The 20,343-nt window shown below is 68.1% G+C and carries 20 protein-coding genes and 3 tRNA genes; 10 read left to right on the forward strand and 13 right to left on the reverse strand.

What is annotated here, in order from left to right; genetic code table 11:
• Positions 1-40: 40 nt before the first annotated feature.
• The 6 genes from ABZU72_RS16805 to ABZU72_RS16830 form a co-directional block, all read right to left on the reverse strand.
• Positions 41-520 (reverse strand): FxsA family protein, encoded by a 480-nt coding sequence (locus ABZU72_RS16805; RefSeq protein WP_355019974.1) that lies wholly within the window; start codon positions 518-520, stop codon positions 41-43.
• Entirely contained in the window at positions 517-1,317 is an 801-nt protein-coding gene (locus ABZU72_RS16810) for a polyprenol monophosphomannose synthase (protein WP_355019975.1), read from the reverse strand. Before ABZU72_RS16810 ends, ABZU72_RS16805 begins: the two co-directional genes overlap by 4 nt.
• 452 nt (positions 1,318-1,769) lie before the next feature.
• Positions 1,770-2,168 carry a hotdog fold domain-containing protein gene (locus ABZU72_RS16815; RefSeq protein WP_355019976.1) on the reverse strand — a complete coding sequence of 133 codons (399 nt, stop codon included), beginning with the start codon at positions 2,166-2,168 and terminating at the stop codon, positions 1,770-1,772.
• Positions 2,165-2,905 carry an OAM dimerization domain-containing protein gene (locus ABZU72_RS16820; RefSeq protein WP_355019977.1) on the reverse strand — a complete coding sequence of 247 codons (741 nt, stop codon included), beginning with the start codon at positions 2,903-2,905 and terminating at the stop codon, positions 2,165-2,167. The genes ABZU72_RS16815 and ABZU72_RS16820 overlap by 4 nt, the downstream gene beginning before the upstream one ends.
• Positions 2,902-4,458, reverse strand: coding sequence for a lysine 5,6-aminomutase subunit alpha (locus ABZU72_RS16825; RefSeq protein WP_355019978.1), 1,557 nt, complete (start codon positions 4,456-4,458; stop codon positions 2,902-2,904). Before ABZU72_RS16825 ends, ABZU72_RS16820 begins: the two co-directional genes overlap by 4 nt.
• Positions 4,455-5,501: an L-erythro-3,5-diaminohexanoate dehydrogenase gene (locus ABZU72_RS16830; protein ID WP_355019979.1), complete on the reverse strand. Its 1,047-nt coding sequence runs from the start codon at positions 5,499-5,501 to the stop codon at positions 4,455-4,457. Before ABZU72_RS16830 ends, ABZU72_RS16825 begins: the two co-directional genes overlap by 4 nt.
• A 110-nt stretch (positions 5,502-5,611) precedes the next feature.
• On the opposite strand from ABZU72_RS16830, the gene ABZU72_RS16835 reads away from it, so the two are divergent.
• The gene (locus ABZU72_RS16835; protein ID WP_355019980.1) at positions 5,612-6,991 is read left to right on the forward strand and encodes a lysine 2,3-aminomutase; all 1,380 of its coding nucleotides are present in this window, start codon (positions 5,612-5,614) and stop codon (positions 6,989-6,991) included.
• A gap of 39 nt (positions 6,992-7,030) precedes the next feature.
• Here the strand turns inward: ABZU72_RS16835 and ABZU72_RS16840 are convergent, their stop codons facing one another.
• Positions 7,031-7,474, reverse strand: coding sequence for an Lrp/AsnC family transcriptional regulator (locus ABZU72_RS16840; RefSeq protein WP_355020057.1), 444 nt, complete (start codon positions 7,472-7,474; stop codon positions 7,031-7,033).
• Positions 7,475-7,686: 212 nt separating this feature from the next.
• Here ABZU72_RS16840 and ABZU72_RS16845 point away from each other — a divergent pair, with 212 nt between their 5' ends.
• The 3 genes from ABZU72_RS16845 (at position 7,687) to ABZU72_RS16855 (ending at position 10,689) form a co-directional block, all read left to right on the forward strand.
• The gene (locus ABZU72_RS16845) at positions 7,687-8,595 is read left to right on the forward strand and encodes a 5'-3' exonuclease (protein ID WP_355020058.1); all 909 of its coding nucleotides are present in this window, start codon (positions 7,687-7,689) and stop codon (positions 8,593-8,595) included.
• A 101-nt stretch (positions 8,596-8,696) separates the two neighbouring features.
• A complete protein-coding gene (locus ABZU72_RS16850; protein ID WP_355019981.1) occupies positions 8,697-9,134 on the forward strand; it encodes an SsgA family sporulation/cell division regulator in 438 nt (145 codons plus the stop codon).
• Positions 9,135-9,291: 157 nt separating this feature from the next.
• Positions 9,292-10,689: an OFA family MFS transporter gene (locus ABZU72_RS16855; protein ID WP_355019982.1), complete on the forward strand. Its 1,398-nt coding sequence runs from the start codon at positions 9,292-9,294 to the stop codon at positions 10,687-10,689.
• A 115-nt stretch (positions 10,690-10,804) separates the two neighbouring features.
• On the opposite strand, the gene ABZU72_RS16860 is transcribed toward ABZU72_RS16855, so the two are convergent.
• Complete coding sequence (locus tag ABZU72_RS16860; RefSeq protein WP_355019983.1) at positions 10,805-11,626, reverse strand: aminotransferase class IV; 822 nt, start codon at positions 11,624-11,626, stop codon at positions 10,805-10,807.
• 168 nt (positions 11,627-11,794) lie between these two features.
• On the opposite strand from ABZU72_RS16860, the gene ABZU72_RS16865 reads away from it, so the two are divergent.
• The 3 genes from ABZU72_RS16865 (at position 11,795) to ABZU72_RS16875 (ending at position 12,082) form a co-directional block, all read left to right on the forward strand.
• A tRNA-Gly gene (locus ABZU72_RS16865) sits at positions 11,795-11,867 on the forward strand.
• 35 nt (positions 11,868-11,902) lie between these two features.
• A tRNA-Cys gene (locus ABZU72_RS16870) sits at positions 11,903-11,973 on the forward strand.
• A 34-nt stretch (positions 11,974-12,007) separates the two neighbouring features.
• Positions 12,008-12,082 (forward strand) — tRNA-Val (locus tag ABZU72_RS16875).
• A gap of 96 nt (positions 12,083-12,178) precedes the next feature.
• Here the strand turns inward: ABZU72_RS16875 and ABZU72_RS16880 are convergent.
• From ABZU72_RS16880 to ABZU72_RS16890, 3 genes are all read right to left on the reverse strand, one after another.
• Entirely contained in the window at positions 12,179-12,565 is a 387-nt protein-coding gene (locus ABZU72_RS16880) for a hypothetical protein (protein ID WP_355019984.1), read from the reverse strand.
• Positions 12,566-12,651: 86 nt separating this feature from the next.
• Positions 12,652-12,813, reverse strand: a complete 162-nt coding sequence (locus ABZU72_RS16885; RefSeq protein WP_355019985.1) for a hypothetical protein — start codon at positions 12,811-12,813, stop codon at positions 12,652-12,654.
• Positions 12,814-12,987: 174 nt separating this feature from the next.
• Entirely contained in the window at positions 12,988-13,935 is a 948-nt protein-coding gene (locus ABZU72_RS16890; RefSeq protein WP_355019986.1) for an alpha/beta hydrolase, read from the reverse strand.
• Between the two features lie 329 nt (positions 13,936-14,264).
• Between ABZU72_RS16890 and ABZU72_RS16895 the strand changes: the two genes are divergently transcribed.
• Both ABZU72_RS16895 and ABZU72_RS16900 read left to right on the forward strand, forming a co-directional pair.
• Positions 14,265-15,014 (forward strand): NAD(P)H-binding protein, encoded by a 750-nt coding sequence (locus ABZU72_RS16895; protein WP_355019987.1) that lies wholly within the window; start codon positions 14,265-14,267, stop codon positions 15,012-15,014.
• A gap of 800 nt (positions 15,015-15,814) precedes the next feature.
• A complete protein-coding gene (locus tag ABZU72_RS16900) occupies positions 15,815-16,135 on the forward strand; it encodes a hypothetical protein (protein ID WP_355019988.1) in 321 nt (106 codons plus the stop codon).
• Positions 16,136-16,199: 64 nt separating this feature from the next.
• Here the strand turns inward: ABZU72_RS16900 and ABZU72_RS16905 are convergent, their stop codons facing one another.
• Complete coding sequence (locus tag ABZU72_RS16905) at positions 16,200-17,627, reverse strand: NAD(P)/FAD-dependent oxidoreductase (protein ID WP_355019989.1); 1,428 nt, start codon at positions 17,625-17,627, stop codon at positions 16,200-16,202.
• Positions 17,628-17,677: 50 nt separating this feature from the next.
• Positions 17,678-18,430 carry an SDR family oxidoreductase gene (locus tag ABZU72_RS16910; protein WP_355019990.1) on the reverse strand — a complete coding sequence of 251 codons (753 nt, stop codon included), beginning with the start codon at positions 18,428-18,430 and terminating at the stop codon, positions 17,678-17,680.
• Between the two features lie 179 nt (positions 18,431-18,609).
• Here ABZU72_RS16910 and ABZU72_RS16915 point away from each other — a divergent pair, with 179 nt between their 5' ends.
• Positions 18,610-20,340 (forward strand): FAD-dependent oxidoreductase, encoded by a 1,731-nt coding sequence (locus ABZU72_RS16915; protein WP_355019991.1) that lies wholly within the window; start codon positions 18,610-18,612, stop codon positions 20,338-20,340.
• The last annotated feature ends 3 nt before the right edge of the window (positions 20,341-20,343 follow it).

Here is a 20,343-nt window from a genome sequence, read left to right on the forward strand (position 1 = left end):
CAACTGGAAGGCCGCCATCGGCGTATCTCGGGCCAGATCGTCAGGCCAGGTTGTCCTTGTCGATGACCTCGCCGGTGACGATGTCGTCGTTGCGTGGCCTGGCTGCAGCACCGAACGTGGAGGGCATCGCGGCGGTCACCAAGCGCTTCTGCACGACCTTGGCCAGGATGCGGCGGAAGAACGGCCGCGTGAACGGCAGGATCAGCACGATTCCGAAGATGTCGGTCACGAACCCGGGGCTGAGCATCAGCGCGCCGCCGAGCAGGATCAGCGCGCCGTCGGCGATCTCGTTGGACGGGAGCTTGCCCGAGGACAGCGCCGTGGACAGCGCGGACCAGGCTCGGGAGCCCTCGCGGCGCATCAGCCAGGCACCGAAGATCGAGTCGGCGACCAGCAGCAGGATCGTCCACCACACGCCGATGACCTGGCCGACCTGGATGAGCACGAACAGCTCGGCCAGCGGCATCACCAGGAACAGCAGCACCAGCACCCAGGAGAACCGGCGGCGTCGCGTCGTCATCCACGGCCTCCCATGAAACGGTCCAGCCCGAATCGGCGCAGCAGGCGGAGCAGCTGGTCGCGGCGTTCGGACAGGCCCCAGCGGGTCACCCGGCGCATCGACTCGGCGGCGACCGCAGGGCTCATCTTCGACTCGCCCCGGACCCGCTCGATGAACTGGATCGGGACCTCCTTGACGGTCAGGCCGGCCCGCAGCGTACGCGTCACCATCTCGGTCTGGAAGACATAGCCGGTCGACTCGACGCTGTTCAGCTGCAGCTTCTCCAGCGTCGTACGCCGGAAGAGGCGGTAGCCCGCGGTGGCGTCGTGGACGCCGATGCCGAGCAGGAGCCGGACGTAGAAATTGCCGCCGACTGACAGCACGCGTCGCGACAGCGGCCAGTTGACCACCGAGCCGCCGCGGATCCAGCGGGCACCGATCACCAGGTCGGCGGAGGTGAGCGCCTCGAGCAGCAGGTGGAGCTCCTCGGGCTGGTGCGAGCCGTCGGCGTCCATCTCCCCCACGACGTCGTAGCCCTGCTCGAGGGCCCAGCCGAACCCGTGCAGATACGCAGCCCCCAGCCCGGCCTTCTCGGTGCGGTGCAGCACGTGGATCTGCTCGTCGTTGTCGGCCAGCTCGTTGGCGATCGTGCCGGTGCCGTCGGGTGATCCGTCATCGACGATCAGCACATCGACACGTGGCTGCGCCTTGCGTAGCCGCCCGACGATCCAGGCGAGGTTGTCCGCCTCGTTGTAGGTCGGGATGACCATCACCGCCCGGCCGATCTCGGTCCAGGGTGGAAGCTGCTCGTTCGTCACGTACGCCGGCCTTGTCAAGGAATGGGGGTGGAGATCACAGGATATCCGGCCGTTGGTCACATGCTCGAATGCCAATCAGCAGAGGCGCGGGAGCACCAAGACGATCTTCGGGCCGTTCCGATCCCTGCTGGAGACAGGGGGACGATCGTTGTCTAAGGGCGCCTTGGCCCTCCCGCGTTGCCCTCGCGGCCGTTGACCGCGCCCACGAAAACGCGTCGAAGGCATGCCTGGCTCGACACCCCCCGACCCGCTTCGTCGAGCGCCGGTCCGCCGACCGCAACTCTGCATGAGCGAACGTTGCCACCATCACCCGCTGGATCCGCAGAAGTCAACACGGCCCTGACCTGCGGAAACATATGTTTTCGCAGGTCAACCACAGCCTGTGGAGCGCGAGAAAGTGACGAATTATCGAGGAACTTCGGCGTGTCGCCTTCGCGTACTCGTTACGGCACTCATGGAACGACGACTGTACCGCGCGCGGAGGTGGCCAGGAGTGGCTCCCCCAGGATCTCAGCGGCCCCAGGATGGGCCTCGGTCGCGGCTCCTCGAGCCACGACGTACACGGCGAACTCCATCACCCGGGACCGGCTCCCGGCCTTGATCAGCTCGCAGGTGATCTCCAGGACGTCGCCGGCACGCACGGGTGCCTTGAACTGCACGTCGTCGTAGGAGGCGAACAGACCCTCGTCGCCGTCGGTGAGGATGCACATCTCGGTCGCGACGTCGCCGAACAGCCCCAGGCTGTAGGCCCCGTCGACGAGGTTCCCGGCGTAGTGGGCGTGGGAGTAGGGCACGTAGCGGCGGTGGACGACCTTGGTGCCGATCTCAGGGCCGATCTTGGGACTGCTCATGCCGCGGGCTCCTTCGAGGTGGTGCGGTGGACGAGGTAGGAGGCGACCTCGGCAGGGGTGGTGCCGCGGCCGAAGATGCGGTCGACGCCGAGCTCGGAAGTCATCGACTCGTCGAATCGTGGACCGCCGGCGACCAGGAGCGGCCGCTCCCCCGCCGGATAGGCCTCACGGAACGCCGCCGACATCTCCCGGGTGTTGAGCAGGTGCGCGTCACGCTGGGTGACGACCTGGGAGACGAGCACGGCGTCGGCGCGCCGGGTGACGGCAGCCTCGACCAGGGACGGCACCGAGACCTGGGCGCCGAGGTTCACGACCTCGATCTCCTTGTAGTACTCCAGCCCCTTCTCCCCCGCGAACCCCTTGATGTTGAGGATCGCGTCGATCCCGACGGTGTGGGCGTCGGTGCCGATGCAGGCGCCGACGACGACCATCGGGCGCCGCAGCGTCTCCTTGATCACCGCGTTGGCCTCCTTCGGCGTCAGCAGCGGGAAGTCACGCTCGACGACCTGCACCTTGTCGGTGTCGACGAGATGGTTCACCTGCCCGTAGACGACGAAGAAGGTGAAGTCGTCGCCCATCGGCTTGGAGTGGACGACCATCGCCGGCTCCATGCCCATCTTGTTGGCCAGCTGCAGCGCGGCGCCGTCGGCGACCTTGCTGTGCTTGATCGGCAACGTGAAGGAGAGCTGCACCATCCCGTCGCCCGTGGTGTCGCCGTACGGCCTGATGATGGTCATTCCTCGCCCTCCAGAATGGTGCTCGCGGGGTTGTAGTACGCCTCGGACTTCACGGCCACGCCCTCGAGTCCCTTACCGGCGTCGGCCGGGCGCTTCATCAGGCCGAAGGTGCCGTCCGCGATCGCGTCGAGGAGCCCGTTGGGCTCGTCGATGATCTTCCCGAGCAGGTCGATCGACTCCCCCAGGACCTCGCGCGCCCGGTTGGCGATGAACCCGTCGGGGGCCGGGTGGAAGTCCTCGCCGAGGCGTCCGGCCGCGTCCATGACGTACCGGACGTTCTGCAGGGCCAGGTCGCGGTCGGAGATCCACGGCGTCACCACCGCCTCGGTCATCATCCCGACCAGCAGGATGCCCTGGTCGGTCATCGCGCCGGCCAGGTTGAAGAACCCGTCGAGCAGGTAGCCCTTGAAGATGTCGCCGGTCATGTGCCGGGTCGGGGGCATCCACTTCAGCGGGGCGTCCGGGAAGATCGTCTTCGCCAGCAGCGCGTGCGCGAGCTCGAGACGGAACGAGTCCGGTACGTCGGGATTGATCTCGAACGCGTGGCCCAGACCCAGCTGCCAGTCCTCGAGACCAGCCTCCTTGGCGAAGTACTCGTTGAGCAGCTGCGAGGTGGTCACCGTGTGCGCCGCCTCGACCGCGTCGGCGGTGGTGAGGTAGTTGTCCTCGCCGGTGTTGATGATGATCCCCGCCCGCGCGTGGATCTGGCGCGAGAGCCGCTGGTCGACGAACGTACGCACCGGGTTGATGTCGCGGAACAGGATCCCGTACATCGAGTCGTTGAGCATCATGTCGAGACGCTCCATGCCCGCCAGCGCGGCGATCTCGGGCATGCACAGGCCGCTCGCGTAGTTGGTGAGCCGCACGTAGCGGCCGAGCTCACGGCTCGTCTCATCGAGCGCGGCCCGCATCAGCCGGAAGTTCTCCTGGGTCGCGTACGTCCCGGCGAACCCCTCCCGGGTCGCGCCCTCGGGCACGTAGTCGAGCAGCGACTGGCCGGTCGAGCGGATCACCGCGATGATGTCGGCGCCCTCGCGTGCGGCCGCCTGCGCCTGCGGGATGTCCTCGTAGATGTCACCGGTCGCGACGATCAGGTAGATCCACGGCTTGCGAGGTGCGTCGCCGATCTCGGCGATCATCCGCTCGCGCGCCACCCGGCTGGCGTCGAGGCGCGCGATGCCGACCCCGACCGCCTCGCGGGCGTGCTTCGCGGCCAGCTCGGCCTCGGCACCCTCGGGCAGGTGGAAGGTCACCTGACCGGCGGCAGCTTCCTCGGCGAGCCGCGAGAGATCGTTGCCGTGGGCGGCCAGCGCCTGCCACACCGGCAGCGCGACGCCGTGCTCCAGCCCGATGTCGGCGCGCACCGCGTCGACCAGGTGGTTCACCCACGGGGTGCCGTCCGGGTCGGCGCCGGAGAGCCCGGCCAGCCGCAGCGTGGCTCGCTCGACGGCGACCGTGGTGTGCTTCTTGGCCATCTCGACAATCGGGTCGCCGACCTTGGCGGCCAGCGCGCGGGCCTGGGCGATCGTGCGTGGGTCCAGTTCGAGTCTCACAGTTCCAGTCTTCCTTCGAACAGTGCCCGGACCCCGGCATTGGCGCGGAGAAGATCCAGGGCGTAGGCGGCGTGTCCGGGGACGTAGCCGTTGCCGACGAGCATCGTGACGTCGGCGGCGAGGCCCTCGGCGCCGAGCGCGGCGGCGGAGAAGGAGGTGGCCATCGAGAAGAAGACGACGGTGCCCCGGTCGGCGGTGGCGAGGATGGCTCCGCCCTCGCAGCCGGGCACATCCACGCACACCACGGTGACGTCGGCGGGCCCGCCAGCCTTGGCGACCGCGTCGCGCAGCGCCACCGGGTTGCGGGCGTCGGCGATCACGACCTCGTCGGCCAAACCCGCCTCGCGCAGGCGTTCGGCCTCGGGTTCGGTCGGGACGATGCCGATCAGGTGGCCGGCTCCCGCGTCGCGGGCCGCGGCCAGCGACAGCGATCCTGACTTGCCGCCGCCACCGATCACCGCGACGACGCCACCTGCGTAGCGCTCCGAGACGACTCGCCGGGTCAGTGCCGGGGCACCGCACACGTCCATCACCGACAGCGCGAGCTCGGGGGCGAGGTCGTCGGGCAGGACGGCTGCGATCGAGCGGCCGAAGAGGATGGCGTAGCCGTCGCAGGGCACCTGCTCGGAGTCACCGCCCCAGCCGGCGAGCCCGTCCTCGATCACCAACGGCGTCAGGGTCAGCGACACCAGCGTCGCGACCCGGTCCCCGACCTTCAGCCCCAGCGGTGACTCAGGTCCGACCTCCTCGACGACACCGACGAGCATGCCGCCCGACCCGGTCACCGGGTTCTGCATCTTGCCGCGCTCGGCGACGATGTCGAGCACCTCGCGGCGCACGGCCTCTCCGTCGCCGTCGTGCACGGACTCGAGCTGCCGGAACGAGGCGGCGTCCAGGTTCAGACGCTCCACCCGGATCCGCACCTCGTCGGGCCACAAGGTCTTGCGGGTGTCGAGTCTCCGGGCGGCCTGGGGCAGCGGCAACGAGCCGCTCACCGGCTCATCGAGCACTCGGTGCAGGCCTGTCGGGTCAGAAGTGGTCATCGTCGTACGCCTCCTTGCGTCCATCTCACGGCGGACCCTACCAGCGGTCGCGGGAAGAATTGCGGCCGATGGTTGCAGATGCCGCAGGATCTCCCGCTATGGTGGAGAACATGACGGCAACCATCGAGCCTACGACCCGAGACGGACAGCCCTACGCCTACCAGCGCGTAGAGCTGGTCGAACCCGACTGGACCCGGTTCCCAGGCTGGGCCGACATCACCGACGAGCAGTGGCGCGACGTGCAGTGGCAGCGCGTCAACTGCATCAAGAACGTCCGCCAGATGCGCGCCTTGATGGGCGACCTCCTCGACGAGCGGTTCTACGCCGACCTCGAGCGCGACATGGCCGAGCGGGCGACGATGTCGATGCTGGTGCCGCCGCAGATGGTCAACACGATGGTGCCCTCGGGCGCGTCGGCCGGCGAAGAGTTCACCGCGGCGTTCTACGCAGACCCGATCCGGCACTACATGATCCCGGTCTTCTCCGACCGCCGCACCGACTGGCCGTCACACCCGCAGGCGAGCCGTGACTCGCTGCACGAGCACGACATGTGGGTCGCCGAGGGGCTGACCCACCGCTACCCGACGAAGGTGCTCGCCGAGCTGCTCTCCACCTGCCCGCAGTACTGCGGCCACTGCACCCGGATGGACCTGGTCGGCAACTCGACCCCGGTCATCGACAAGCTCAAGCTCACCGGCAAGCCGGTCGACCGCCACGAGGCGATGCTCGAGTACCTCCGCAACACCCCGCAGGTGCGCGATGTGGTCGTCTCCGGCGGCGACGTCGCCAACCTGCCCTGGCCGCGGCTGGAGGACTTCCTCACCAAGCTGATGGCGATCGACAACATCCGGGACATCCGGCTGGCCACCAAGGGCCTGATCGGTCTCCCCCAGCACTGGCTCCAGGAGCCGCTCCTGGAGGGGATGAACCGGGTGACCACCATCGCCCGCGAGCGCGGCGTCTCGCTGGCGATCCACACCCACGCCAACCACGCCAACTCGGTCACGCCGCTGGTCGCCGAGGCGTCCAAGGCGCTGCTGGCGGCCGGGGTTCGCGACGTACGCAACCAGGGCGTGCTGCTGGCCGGTGTCAACGCCGACAGCCACAGCCTGCTCGACCTGAGCTTCCGCCTGCTCGACGGCGCGCAGATCATGCCCTACTACTTCTACATGTGCGACATGATCCCGTTCAGCGAGCACTGGCGGGTCTCGGTCGCCGACGCGCAGCGGCTGCAGCACGACATCATGGGCTACCTGCCCGGGTTCGCCACCCCGCGCATCGTGTGCGACGTACCTTTCGTCGGCAAGCGCTGGGTCCACCAGATCGCCGACTACGACACCGAGCGCGGCATCTCCTACTGGACCAAGAACTACCGCACCTCGATCGAGGCGTCGGACTCCGAGGCGCTGACCAGGACCTACGAGTACTACGACCCGATCCACACCCTGCCCGAGTCGGGCCAGGAGTGGTGGCGTACGCACGGGGAGTGACCCGAGCGTGACTGGGACCCGGCGCTGTGGCGCCGGGTCTCAGTGCGTCATGGTGGGGCGGTTCTCGTAGTAGGTGTACATCGCGATCGTGGTGCGCGTGGACACGTTGGCGACCGAGCGGATCCGGCCGAGCAGCTCCTCGAGCGCCTCGGGCGTGGCGACGCGCACCTTGAGCATGTAGGACTCGACACCGGCGATGGACCAGCAGGCCTCGACCTCGTGGAGGTCGGCCACCCGCTCAGGGGTGTCGTCGGGCTGGGAGGGGTCCATGGGCTGCACCGCCACGAACGCGGTCAGCGGCACGCCGATCGCGGCGTAGTTGACGGTGGCCCCGTAGCCGGTGATGAGACCACGCTGCTCGAGCCGCTTGACGCGCTGATGCACCGCCGAGGTCGACAGGCCGGTCGCCTTGCCCAGGTCTGTGTAGGACATCCGACCGTCCTCCGCGAGAAGTTGGAGGATTTTACGGTCGGTGGCCTCGATCTCAGCTGCAGTCACGGCGACAGCGTACCCACAACAGCAATATCTCCGCCGTAACGTCCAAAAAAGTGGTTGCTGTGGAAAGATTTCCGGTCGCCGCGTTCGACAACAGCCGGGCGCCAGAGTCTCATCGCGGCCGGCGGCGCGTACCGATTCACGGATCAGGCTCACGCTCTGTGTCAGCGGATAGTGTGCACAGCGTGGCTGAACCTCGAATGCTCCTGCTGGACACCGCGTCGCTCTACTTCCGCGCCTTCTTCGGCGTACCCGACATCCGAGCCGAGGACGGCACTCCGGTCAACGCCGTCCGCGGCCTGCTGGAGTTCATCTCCCGGCTGGTCAACGACTACTCCCCCACCGACCTGGTGTGCTGCTGGGACAACGACTGGCGCCCGCAGTGGCGGGTCGACCTGATCCCCTCCTACAAGGCGCACCGGGTGGTCGAGGAGCTCGAGACCGCCCCCGACGTCGAGGAGGTGCCCGACCCGCTGCAGGTCCAGGTGCCGATCATCCGCGAGGTGCTCGCCGCGGCCGGGATCTGCGTCATCGGCGCCGACGGCTACGAGGCCGACGACGTGATCGGCACCCTCGCGACCGACGCCGGGATGCCAGTCGATGTCGTCACCGGCGACCGCGACCTCTTCCAGCTCGTCGATGACGCTGCCGGCGTACGCATCCTCTACCCGACCCGGGGCGTGAGCGACCCGGATCTGGTCGACGAGAAGTGGGTGCTCGCCAAGTACGGCATCAGCGCCGCGCAGTACGCCGACTTCGCCACGATGCGTGGCGACACCTCCGACGGGCTGCCGGGGGTGAAGGGCGTCGGCGAGAAGACCGCCGCCAAGCTGCTCGAGCAGTACGGGGACCTCGAGGGGATCGTGGCCGCCGTCGCCGACCCGACCACGCCGATCACCAAGGCGCAGCGGCAGAAGTTCATCGACGCCGTCGAGTATCTGGCGGTCGCGCCGAAGGTCGTGGCGGTCGCTCGGGACATCCCGCTGGACCGCACCGGCACCGCTCTGCCGAGCGCTCCGGCCGACCCGGCACGCCTGCACGAGCTCGCCGCGACCTACAACCTCGCCTCCCCCGTTGCCCGCCTGGAAGCCGCGCTCGCGCGGGTGTGACACAGGTCTCCACAACTCCATTCAGAAAGTTTGTAGAAACGGCATCATCAGCCGCGTACGTCTCCGTCTCCTTGGCAAGACCACCAAGAAGGAGCGGACGAATGAGCGACATCAAGCACCCGGCAGTGCAGCAGGACATCAAGATCTCGTGCCTCGACCCGTGGGGCCGGACCGTGGAGGTGCCGACGACCCTCGGCTACCGCGAGAACGACCCGTACGCAGTGAGCCTGACCTTCCACTCCGGCGCCGGTGACGTCGAGTGGGTCGTGTCCCGCACGCTGATGCTGCAGGGCCTGGCCGCCCCCGCCGGTGAGGGCGACGTGAAGATCTACCCCAGCATCGACGAGGACGCGAAGGCCGTCGCCGTCTTCGACTTCAGCTCCCCCGACGGCCGCCTGATCGCGACCGCCGACTCGCGCGAGGTGCAGACGTTCCTCGGCAAGTCCTTCTCGGCCGTCCCGGTCGGCTCCGAGAGCCAGCACCTGGATCTCGACGCGCTGATCGCAGACCTGCTGGGCAGCTCGTTCGACGCTGAGTAGGCACTCCGCCCGCCTGCTCATTCGTTCACGAACCCTCCCGTCCCGGATTCTCCGGGGCTGGAGGGTTCGTTCTTTCGCTGGCCGGAAGCAATTCCTCGCCGTTGCCACGTCAACTGTGGTAGTGATGTGCGTCACCCGCATCCTCTCGGAGGTCACAGTGCTGCCAGCTTTCCTTTCTCGCGAGCGAACCGTGGCCGGCCCCGGCTTCAGTCGCTGGCTCATCCCGCCCGCCGCCCTCGCCGTCCACCTCTGCATCGGCCAGGTGTACGCCACCAGCGTCTACAAGACTGCCCTGGTCGAGCACTTCGACACGAGCCAGACCGCGATCGGGGTGATCTTCTCGATCGCGATCGTGATGCTCGGCCTCTCGGCCGCGGTGATGGGCACCTGGGTCGACCGCAACGGACCGCGGGCGGCGATGACCGCGGCCGCGATCTTCTGGTCCTCCGGCTTCTTCGTCGGCGCCCTCGGCATCGGCACCGGCCAGCTGTGGCTGGTCTACCTCGGCTACGGCGTCATCGGCGGCATCGGACTCGGGATCGGCTACATCTCCCCCGTCTCCACGCTGATCAAATGGTTCCCGGACCGCCCGGGCCTGGCCACCGGCATGGCGATCATGGGCTTCGGCGGAGGCGCGATGATCGCCAGCCCGCTGAGCGGCCGGCTGCTCGCGCTCTACGACCCGTCCTACACCGGTGACGCCAGCACCGTCCCCGACGGCCATGCGGTGATGATGCTGTTCCTCACCCTCGGTGTCGTCTACCTGGTCTTCATGTCCTTCGGCGCAGCCACTGTCCGCGTACCACCGGAGGGCTGGACGCCGGCGGGCTGGGACCCGGCCAGTGTGAAGCAGAAGAAGCTCGTCACCACGGCGAGCGTCTCGGCGAACAACGCGATCAGGACCCGGTCGTTCTGGCTGGTGTGGATCGTCCTCTTCTGCAACGTCACCGCCGGCATCGGCATCCTCGAGCAAGCGGCCCCGATGATCCAGGACTTCTTCCGCACCGACGGAGTCTCCTCCGTCAGCGCGGTCGCGGCCGGCGGCTTCGTCGGGCTGCTCTCCATCGCCAACATGAGCGGCCGGTTCATCTGGTCCTCGACCTCCGACGTCATCGGCCGCAAGCCGATCTACATGATGTATCTCGGGGTCGGACTGGTGCTCTATCTCCTCCTGGCGACCATCGGCGACACCTCGATGGCACTGTTCGTGCTGCTCGCCGTCGTGATCCTGTCCTTCTACGGCGGCGGCTTCGCCACCGTCCCCGCCTACCTGCGCGACCTCTTCGGCACCTTCCAGGTCGGCGCCATCCACGGCCGGCTGCTGACCGCCTGGTCGGCCGCCGGCATCGCCGGGCCGCTCATCATCAACGCCTTCCTCGACGCGCAGGGTGAACCCGGCACGCTCACCGCGGCCGCCTACCGGCCCGCGCTGCTGACCATGGTCGGCGTCCTCGCGGTCGGCTTCATCGCCAACCTGCTGGTGCACCAGGTCCCCGACCGGTTCCACGAGCCGAAGCCCGCCGACTCCACCGAGACCGAGAGGAGCGCAGCATGAAGGCCAAGATCGCAGGTGCCTGGGCTCTGGTTGGGATCCCGCTGGCCTACGGAGTCATCGAGACCCTGCGCCGCGCGGCACAGCTCTTCACGGGCTGAGCTCGGCGTCAGGCAGGTCAGAGGCCGAGCAGGCTCGGCTCGTTCGTACGCCACGCCTCCTGCGCCGCCCGGGTGACCGGGCCGTGCGGGAGGGTGCGCGTGCCCCACTCGGTCACAGCCTGGACGTCGCGCAGGCTGGAGGTGAGGAAGACCTCCGAGGCGTACTCCTCGACCTCGGCCAGCGGCTCGTCGGTCTCTTCCGCGCCGAACCACTCCAGCACCAGGGCGCGGGTGATCCCGGCCAGCGGGCCGCTGGAGAGCCTCGGAGTCTTGAGTGCGCCGTCGAGCACGTAGAAGATGTTGCTCCCGGTGCCCTCGCACAGATCGCCCACGGTGTTGGCGAAGATCGCCTCGCTGGCCCCGTGCTTGCGGGCCTCGGCGAGGGCGATGACGTTTTCGGCGTACGACGTCGTCTTCAGGCCGGTCGTCGCACCGTGCTCGTTGCGGCGCCACGGCACGCTGACGACCTTGGTCTCGGTCGGGTTGGGCTCCGCGTCCTCGAGGCCGATGATGATCGTGGGCGCCACGTCCGCACGCCCGGACCCGAACGGGGCCGGCCCGCCCGTGACGGTGATCCGCAGCCGTCCGTACGCAGTCGGCGCCGCGCCCAGCACTGCCTCCACACCCTTGGTGATGAGCGAGCGGTCGGGGGTGGGTAGACCGAGGCCGCTCGCGGAGCGCTCGAGGCGGTCGAGGTGGAGGGCGAGCGCGAACGGCTGGTCCTTGATCACCTTGAGCGTCTCGAAGACGCCGTCGCCGACCACCAGACCGTGGTCTCTGATGGAGACCGCCGGGGCGGCCGGGTTGTCGAGAAGCTGACCATCGATCCACGCGCGCATGCGGCAACTCTAAAACGTCCCTGGTCAGAGCCGGGAAAGCGCGCCGGTGTGGTCGTCGAGATGACAGGTGAATGACACGCAGGTGACCCCGGATTTGGCCTCGGGCAGCGGCTCCGATAATGTTCTTCTCGTCGCCAAGGGCACGGGAAACCGGGTCCGAAGCAGCAAGCGGACGTAGCTCAGTTGGTAGAGCGCAACCTTGCCAAGGTTGAGGTCGCGAGTTCGAGCCTCGTCGTCCGCTCGGAGTAGGTCTCCACCGGAGGCATTGCCTCCAGCGGTGGGTTGGCCGAGAGGCGAGGCAACGGACTGCAAATCCGTGTACACGGGTTCAAATCCCGTACCCACCTCGAAGCACCACCCTGATATAAACTGAATAACCCCGGACGATTGGCGCAGCGGTAGCGCGCTTCCTTGACACGGAAGAGGTCACTGGTTCAAACCCAGTATCGTCCACCACGCGAATTCGGCCCTTGACCTGCATGAACATGGTCAAGGGCCGCTTCGATTTTCAAGCCCCGTGGGACTCACGTGGGACTAGATTCGGCATGAATTTTACGTTCTGGGTCCGTCATTGCTGACAGAGCGCTGAGACGAGCCGCCGATGTTGCCGCCGGCGGGGAAGCCGCGGAAGTTCGTTGTCGGGCACCTGAGCTGAGGCCGGTCCGCCCTGTCCACCTGCGCGTCTTTCACTGACAAGCCCAATTCTTCGGCAAGCGCCAGGATGGTGCGACTGATCTCCTCGTCGACATCGTCGTCTCTATCCCCTGTCGGGAAATTGGCGACCGCCAGGAGTTCACTAGCGGGATCAGAATGATCGAGTAACTCAGCCACGGCACGAGCTCGCTGCATGCTTTCACGCAAGTGCGCGAGCGGCTCGGCGAGATCCCAGCCGAGGAGCGCAAGCGTGCACAGGACGGCCGACGGGATCGAGGATTGCATGAGCTGCACCGGTCATCGCCGAGATCTGCCACGCACCGACGGACTCGGGGAGTTCAGACCGGATGGCAGTGAAGAGCGGGATTAGCTCATCTATCCGCATATTGTTCCACGCCCACCACGACGGTCGACCGATTGCCAAGCGCGACCGCGCCCGGTTCCCAAACTTCCAACCGGGCGAGACGGAAGACGTCGCCGAATGCAAAGTGGAGATCGACAATGCGGTCGGCCGCCAACGCGCGGTTCCGCATCGCCGCCTTCTCGACGACGTCTGCTATCCGTCTCTCGTGGCGGAGGCCGCAGCCGCTTCGCTGATCGCCGTGACCAGTCCTGGCGTTCCAAACGCATCCACTCCGACGGAGCCCGCAAGCCGACGAACTGCCAAATCATCCGACCACAACGATCGGCCCATCGCGTGGGCGAGCTCAGGCCGTGAAGGCCTTGCGGATGACCTGGACTGCCTGCTCGATCGCGCCCGTGGATGCGGCCGAACTACGCAGCGGGTTGAGCATCATGAAGTCGTGGATCGTCGCGTTGTATCGGACGGTCGTCGTGCGTACGCCTGCCTCGATGAGGCGGCGGGCGTAAGCCTCACCCTCGTCGCGCAGCACGTCGTTCTCGTCGACGACGACGAACGCCTCGGGTAGGCCGGCGAGCTCCTCGAGCGTCGCCCTCAGCGGCGATGCCGTGATCTCGCCGCGCGTGTCCTCGTCGGGAAGATAGGCGTTCCAGAACCACGCCATCGACTTGGCGAGCAGGAACGGGCCGTCGGCGAACTCGACGTAGCTGTCGGTTTCCTGTGCCGCGTCGGTGACCGGGTAGTAGAGCGACTGGTGGCAGAAGGTCACGTCGCCGCGCTGTTTGGCCATGATCGCCACGGCCGCAGCCATGTTGCCCCCGACGGAGTCACCGGCGACTGCGATGCGAGTCGCGTCGATGCCCTCTCCGGCGCCACGGGAAGTGATCCACTGCGCAGTGGCGTAGGCCTGCTCGATCGCGACCGGGTAGCGGGCCTCGGGCGAGCGGTCGTACTCGACGAACACCACCGCGGCGTCGACGCCGGTGGCGAGGTCGCGAACCAGCCGGTCGTGGGTTCCAGCGTTGCCGAGCACCCAGCCGCCGCCGTGGATATAGAGGATCGCGGGGAGCGCCCCCGTGCTGCCAACCGGCTTGACGATGCGGACACGGACGTCGCCGACCGGCGCCGGGACCGAGATCCACTTCTCGTCGACGTCGGGCATGTCGATGGGCTGTGCCTGCACGTCATCGAGGACCTTGCGGGCTTCCTCAGGCGTCATCTCGTAGAAGTACGGCGGCTGCGCGGTGGCGTCAGTCAGTCGCTGAGCTTCGGGCTCCAAGTAGTGCTTGTTCATCATGGTTCCCTTCCATGTGTGGCGAGTTGGGGGTCAGCCGGTGGCGCGGACGGCGTCGGTGACTGATGCGAGTGACGGAGTTCGGATCGGCGACCGAGAGCACCGAGTCCGGACCGGCGGGTGATTGTCCTGTTCTCGGGAGGTGGCTGATCCAGACAATGAGTACGACCGGACAGCCGTGCTGCGCGTGACACAGACCTCGGGGTCAGCGTTCCCAAGGGTGGTGAAGGCAACCGACCGACGCGAGCTTCTCGTGCCACGTAAGTCCGCAGGGCGGCGGAGTGATGTCTCGGTTGTCACAGAACGTCCAGGTGCGCGGTCAACTAGACATGAAGATCGTCATCGCCGGCGGTGCCGGACGCATCGGATCGCGCATAGCTCGGGCGCTGGACGACCAGGGGTACTCGGTCGTCGTCGCCTCGCCACGTCACGGCATCGATGCCCTCACTGGTCTCGGTCTCGCTGAGGCGTTCGCAAACGCGGACGTGGTCATCGACACCATGAACCTCCCCGCTGCAATCCCCTACTCGGAGGCCGAGAAATTCTTCGGCACTGCCACGACCAATCTGTTGCGCGCCGGGGAGGCAGCGGGCGTCAAACACCACCTGCTGCTGTCCGTCCTAGGCGTCGACCGCGTGAACAGCCACTACTTCCGCGGAAAGCAGGAGCAGGAGCGTCTGGTTCGCGACCACGGTGGTCCGTTCAGCATCGTGAGGTCTACGAGCGTGCTCGAGGCACTGAGGTACAGCGTGCTCACGGATCCGGAACTGGGGGCCCCGCGCGTCCCGAACCTGACCCTCCAGCCAGTCGCCGCCCTCGACCTGGCTCGCGTGGTCGCCCGCACCATCGCCGCCGCTCCCCGGCACGGATTGATCGAAGTCGCCGGCCCGGAGACGCTCCCCCTCCCCGAGCTGGCCACGCGGATGATGCGAGCCAATGGCGACCTACGCCACGTGGTCGTGGACCACACCGCCGAGTATCTGGGCACAGTCTTCGAACCCGGCGACACTGCCCTGCTCCCGGATCTCAGGGTCGGCACAACCTCGGTGGACGAATGGCTCGTTCGCCTAGCGGCGTGAGCGAACGACCCCACCACAGCCACTCATCCCAGGAAGGTCGGGACGCAGCGCCAGCCGTACTCGTGTGGTGCAGCACCTGCGAGACCATGCAGCCTGCCTGCTGTCACGGTGATCGGCAGTTCGTAGTCGGCGGAGGAGGGTGACGAGCGGGTCCAGTCGCTCTCTGCTTCCGGCCTGCCGGACCCACGTCTCGGTCCGCCCCGGTGAAACCCGGTGAGTCTCGCCCTTACCTGCGACTCGACCCTCGCTCCGCCACCCTCAGCGACCGGGCTTCCCGGCCGGATGTGACGTCACGCCGGGGTCCGCGGCTCGGTCGAGAAGGTAGAGGAACGTCGCAGCGAGACGAACACACCTTGCGTGTCGTCGCGGTAGGAGCAACGGCCAACCGCCACTGTGGCGGTCCTCATCACCGCGCTCAGTTCAGGAGTCATCACCGGAACGGTCCGGCCGGACCAGGAGGACTTGAACATGTGGGACATCCCGGAAACCACCAGGCATCCGCACCTGTCACACGATCCCCCGTGCCCCCGATGCGGACACGCGAGCCACACATACCTGCCGTGCAGCGAGACATGCGGTTGTATCCCGCCCCCGGTACCCGGCTCGTTGGCCGCAGCCGCATGAAGCACCTGCCACCATCGTCCGCTTCGGGACAGACATCTGGTCGTCAGTCCCTGGGCTTCCACGACCACCCTGCCCGCCCGCTGGGAACCGGCGTGATCGGGCTCATGTCCGCCGGTCGTCACAACGCATCTACGCACCCGGTCGAAAGAGTGGAACAGAGCGGAAAGGCGATGCCGATGACAACGATCTTGATCACCTGTCCCCGATGCCTCACCGACATCACTGTGCGCCTGGGCAGCGTGGTGCTGCGCGTCGATGTCGCCGCGACGGCCCGCGGCGAGCTGATCTATGAATGCCCGGAGTGCGAGAGGCCGAGTGTCAGCGACGTCGGCAGCGAGCTGCTGTGCAACCTGCTCCTGGCAGGCGCGCGACCGCTCATCCTCGGTGAGCCGGCCCCCGAGGACGCACCTCCCCCGAGGCCGCCTTTCACGGATGACGACCTGGTGACGTGGCGTCGGCGGCTCTCCTGGGTCATCTCGGTGACCCCCTGGGAATAGACCTTCCGAACCGGGGGCGACCGACGCCCTGTCGTCACCCGCGCCCGCGCGTACGGGGGAAACCTCAGTCGCTGTGAATGCGGCTCCCGACCGGAGCAGTGGTCTCGACGATCGGCGCCTCGACCGGCCGGCGACGGGCGTCGGGGAACCAGACCTGCCCCTGGTGCCGGAAACCGTAGCCCGGCTGCTGCACCGAGCGCAGCGAGACGATGTCGCGGCCGAGTACCGCCGCCAGCAGCCAGACCGAGAGCACCCGCAGCTTCCGCTCCCAGGTGGGGATCACCATGACGTGGTAGGCCCGGTGGATCAGCCAGGCCGGGAAGCCCTTGATCAAGAACGGGCCGCTCTGGAAGACGCCCCAGCCGAGCCCGAGCGTCGCGATAACCCCGAGATTGGCATGCCGGTACGGCCGCGTACGACGCCCGCGCAGCGAGGCGGTGATGTTCTTGGCGAGCCGCTTGGCCTGGCGTACGGCATGCTGGGCGTTCGGCGGGGTGACCGCCTTGCCGCCGACGACCAGGTCCGGCACGGCCGCCGCGTCACCTGCCGCCCACGCGCCCGCGACCGGCGCGGCCTCGGTGCCGACCTGCAGGTCCGGCCGCACCTCGATGAAGCCGCGAGCGGTCGTCGGCAGGTCGGTCCGGTTGGCGATCACGGGGGTGGCTGTGAGCCCGACCGCCCAGATGACCAGCCCGGACTCGAAGCTCTCCCCGCTCGCGAGTTCGACGACGCTGTCGGAGACGGAGGTCGCCGTCGTGTTCAGGTGCACGTGCGCGCCCCTGGCGCGCAGCTTGCGCGTGACCCAGGCGCTCACGTCCGGCGTGACCTCGGGAAGGATCCGGTCGGACGCCTCGACGAGGTGAAAGCGGAGCTCGTTGCGCGCGATGCCGTAGCGGCGACCGACGACGGCTCGCGCCAGGCCGAGAAGCTCGCCGAAACCCTCGACCCCGGCGAACCCGCCACCGACAACGGTCACAGTCAGCAACCTCTCTCGGTCGGGCCCCGACGGAAGGTTCGCGGCGATGTCGAGCGAGGTCAGCATCGTGTCGCGGATCGCGACCGCCTCCTCGATCCTCTTCAGCCCGATCGCCTCATCGGGGATGCCGGGCACCGGGAACGTACGCGTGATGCTGCCCGTCGTGACGACCACCTCGTCGTACTCCAGCGGAGTCTCCCCACCACCGATGAGGTGCACCTGGAGGGTGCGGTGGGCGTGGTCGATCGAGGTCACCGCTCCGCTCACCACATGCGTACGCCGTAGGTGCCGGCGCAGGGAGACGACGGCATGGCGGGCCTCGACCGACCCGGCGGCGACCTCCGGGAGGAACGGCTGGTAGGTCATGTACGGAAGCGGGTCGACGACGGTGACGACCGCCTCACCGCGCCGCAGGTGCTTCTCCAGCTTCCTCGCCGTGTAGAAGCCGGCATATCCGCCGCCGACGATGACGATGCGCGCGGGCCTGCCGGCCGCCGCCTGGTTGACAGTGTCCATACGCTTGCGACCGGGCAGCGGCCGCCGATGTGACAGGCCAAACCAGAAACTCAGCGCTGCGACATCGCCTGCACGAACGTCTCGTACGTCGTCGTGCCGAGCTCGGCACGCTCGCCAGGCACGAGCGTGCCGTCGGCGAGCACCTGGCCGAAGTACGGCGCCTGCGGGTCGGTGACGACCCGCCTCAGGTCACCGACCCTCTTCAGCGCCGCGGCGACGAACTCGTCGAAGCGGTAGCGCTGCGGCCCACCGATCTCGACGACCCCGTTGACCGGGCTGCCCGCCGCGGTACGCCCCACGAGCCGCGCGACGTCTTCGGAGGCGATCGGCTGGAAGCCGACCGGCGGGAGATGCACCTCGTCCCCGACGGTGGCCGAGTCGGCGATCGCCTTGCCGAACTCGAAGAACTGGGTCGCCCGCACGATCGAGTACGCCACGTCCGACTTCTCCACCAGCGCCTCCTGCGCAACCTTGGCCCGCAGGTAGCCACTGTCCGGCGCCCGGTCGCACCCGACGATCGATAGCGCGACGTGGTGTCTGACCCCCGCCTTCTTCTCGGCGGCGACCTGGTTCTCGGTTGAGGTGGTGAAGAACCGCATCACGTCCTCATCCGCGAACGAGGGTGAGTTCGACACGTCGACCACGACGTCGGCGCCCTCGAGCGCCACGTCGAGACCCTCACCAGTAATGACGTTGCAGCCCGTCTCGAGCGAGGCTGCGACAGCGTCGTGCCCGTGCTCGCCCAGCAGCTTGACGACCTTCGAGCCCACGAGCCCGCTTCCACCGATGACCACGATCCTCATCGCGCATCACTCCTTCGTTGTCGTGTGGATACCTTTCCTGCCCGTTCCGTTCGGACAGGCAGGTCACTCGATACGACCGACCCGTGTCGCTCGGCGTGACATCGTCACGAACCGAGCCCCCACCCGGTCGAAGGAGCACACGCCACGTGAGGAGTGGCCACGGACATCGAGGGGACACCATGCGCGCGGAGGAGCGACGGATCACGACGAGCGTGCTCGTCATCGGCACCGGAGGAGCCGGCCTGCGGGCCGCGATCGAGCTGGCCGAGCACGGGGTGGACGTGCTGGCGCTCGGCAAACGGCCCCGCCTGGACGCGCACACGTCCCTCGCGGCCGGCGGCATCAACGCCGCGCTCGGCACGATGGACTCGGCCGACAGCTGGCAGCAGCACGCGGCCGACACCATCAAGGAAAGCTACTACCTCGCCGACCCACGCACCGTCGAGGTCGTCACCCGCGGCGCCGAGCAGGCCATCGGCGACCTCGTCCGCTTCGGCATGCAGCTCGCCCGCGAGGACGACGGCCGGATCTCGCAGCGCTTCTTCGGCGCCCACAAGTACCGGCGGACCGCCTTCGCCGGGGACTACACCGGCCTGGAGATCCAGCGGGCGCTCATCGGCCGGGCCGAGCAGCTGCAGATCCCGATCCTGGACAGCCTGTACGTCACCCGCATCCTGACCGACGACAACACCGTCTCCGGCGCATACGGCTTCGACCTCGTCGACGGCACCCGATACCTCATCCACGCCGACGCCGTGATCCTGGCCGCCGGCGGGCACACCAGGATCTGGAGGCATACGTCCTCGCGACGCGACGAGAACACCGGCGACTCCTTCCGGCTCGCCGCCGACGCGGGCGCACGGCTGCGCGATGCCGAACTGGTGCAGTTCCACCCCTCGGGCATCCTCGAGCCGGAGAACGCGGCCGGCACGCTGGTCTCGGAGGCGGCCCGCGGCGAGGGCGGGGTGCTACGCAACGCACTCGGCGAGCGGTACATGGAGCGCTACGACCCCAAGCGGATGGAGCTCTCCACGCGTGACCGGGTCGCGCTCGCCGGGTTCACCGAAATCAAGGAGGGCCGTGGTACGCCGCAAGGTGGGGTCTGGCTCGACGTCTCCCACCTGTCCCGCGAGACCATCATGACCCGCCTGCCCCGGCTCCGCCAGCAGATGCTTGAGCTGCAGATGCTCGACATCACCGCCGAGCCGATGGAGGTCGCCCCGACCGCCCACTACTCGATGGGCGGAGTCTGGGTGCGCCACGAGGACCACGGCACCGGCGTCGACGGCCTGTACGCCATCGGCGAAGCCTCCAGCGGGCTTCATGGGGCCAACCGGCTCGGCGGCAACTCGCTGGTCGAGCTGCTGGTCTACGGCCGGATCGTCGGGCGGGCCGCCGCTGCGTACTCTGCCGGTCTGGTGGTCCACCGGCGCTCGCACGAAGCCGAGGGCCAGGCGCGCGAGGAGATCCGTGGGCTGCTGGCCGCCGACGGCCGGGAGAACGTACGCGCCCTGCAGCGGGCCGTCCGCAACACCATGACAGAGCATGCGGGCGTGGTCCGCGACGAGACCGGCCTGAAGCAGGGACTGCAGGGCATCGACGAGATCGAGGGCCGGGCGGCGTCGCTCGGCATATACCCCGACATCGCCGGGTTCGCCGGCCTCGCCCACGCCTTCGACCTCAAGGCCTCGCTGCTGGCCGCGCGTGCGACCCTGGCTTCGGCGCTCGAACGGCGCGAGACCCGCGGATGCCACAACCGCAGCGACTACCCGGCGACGGACCCAGCGTTCCAGGTCAACCTGGTCTGGTCGCCGGCCGACGGCGTCGTCCGTGAGCCGATCGCCGCCGTGCCCGATGAGATCTCTCAGCTGATCGTCGACGTCTCCAGCATCGGCAAGCTGGTGGAGTGAGCC

The sequence above is a fragment of the Nocardioides sp. NPDC004968 genome (genome assembly GCF_040608935.1).
Classification (GTDB): Bacteria; Actinomycetota; Actinomycetes; order Propionibacteriales; family Nocardioidaceae; genus Nocardioides.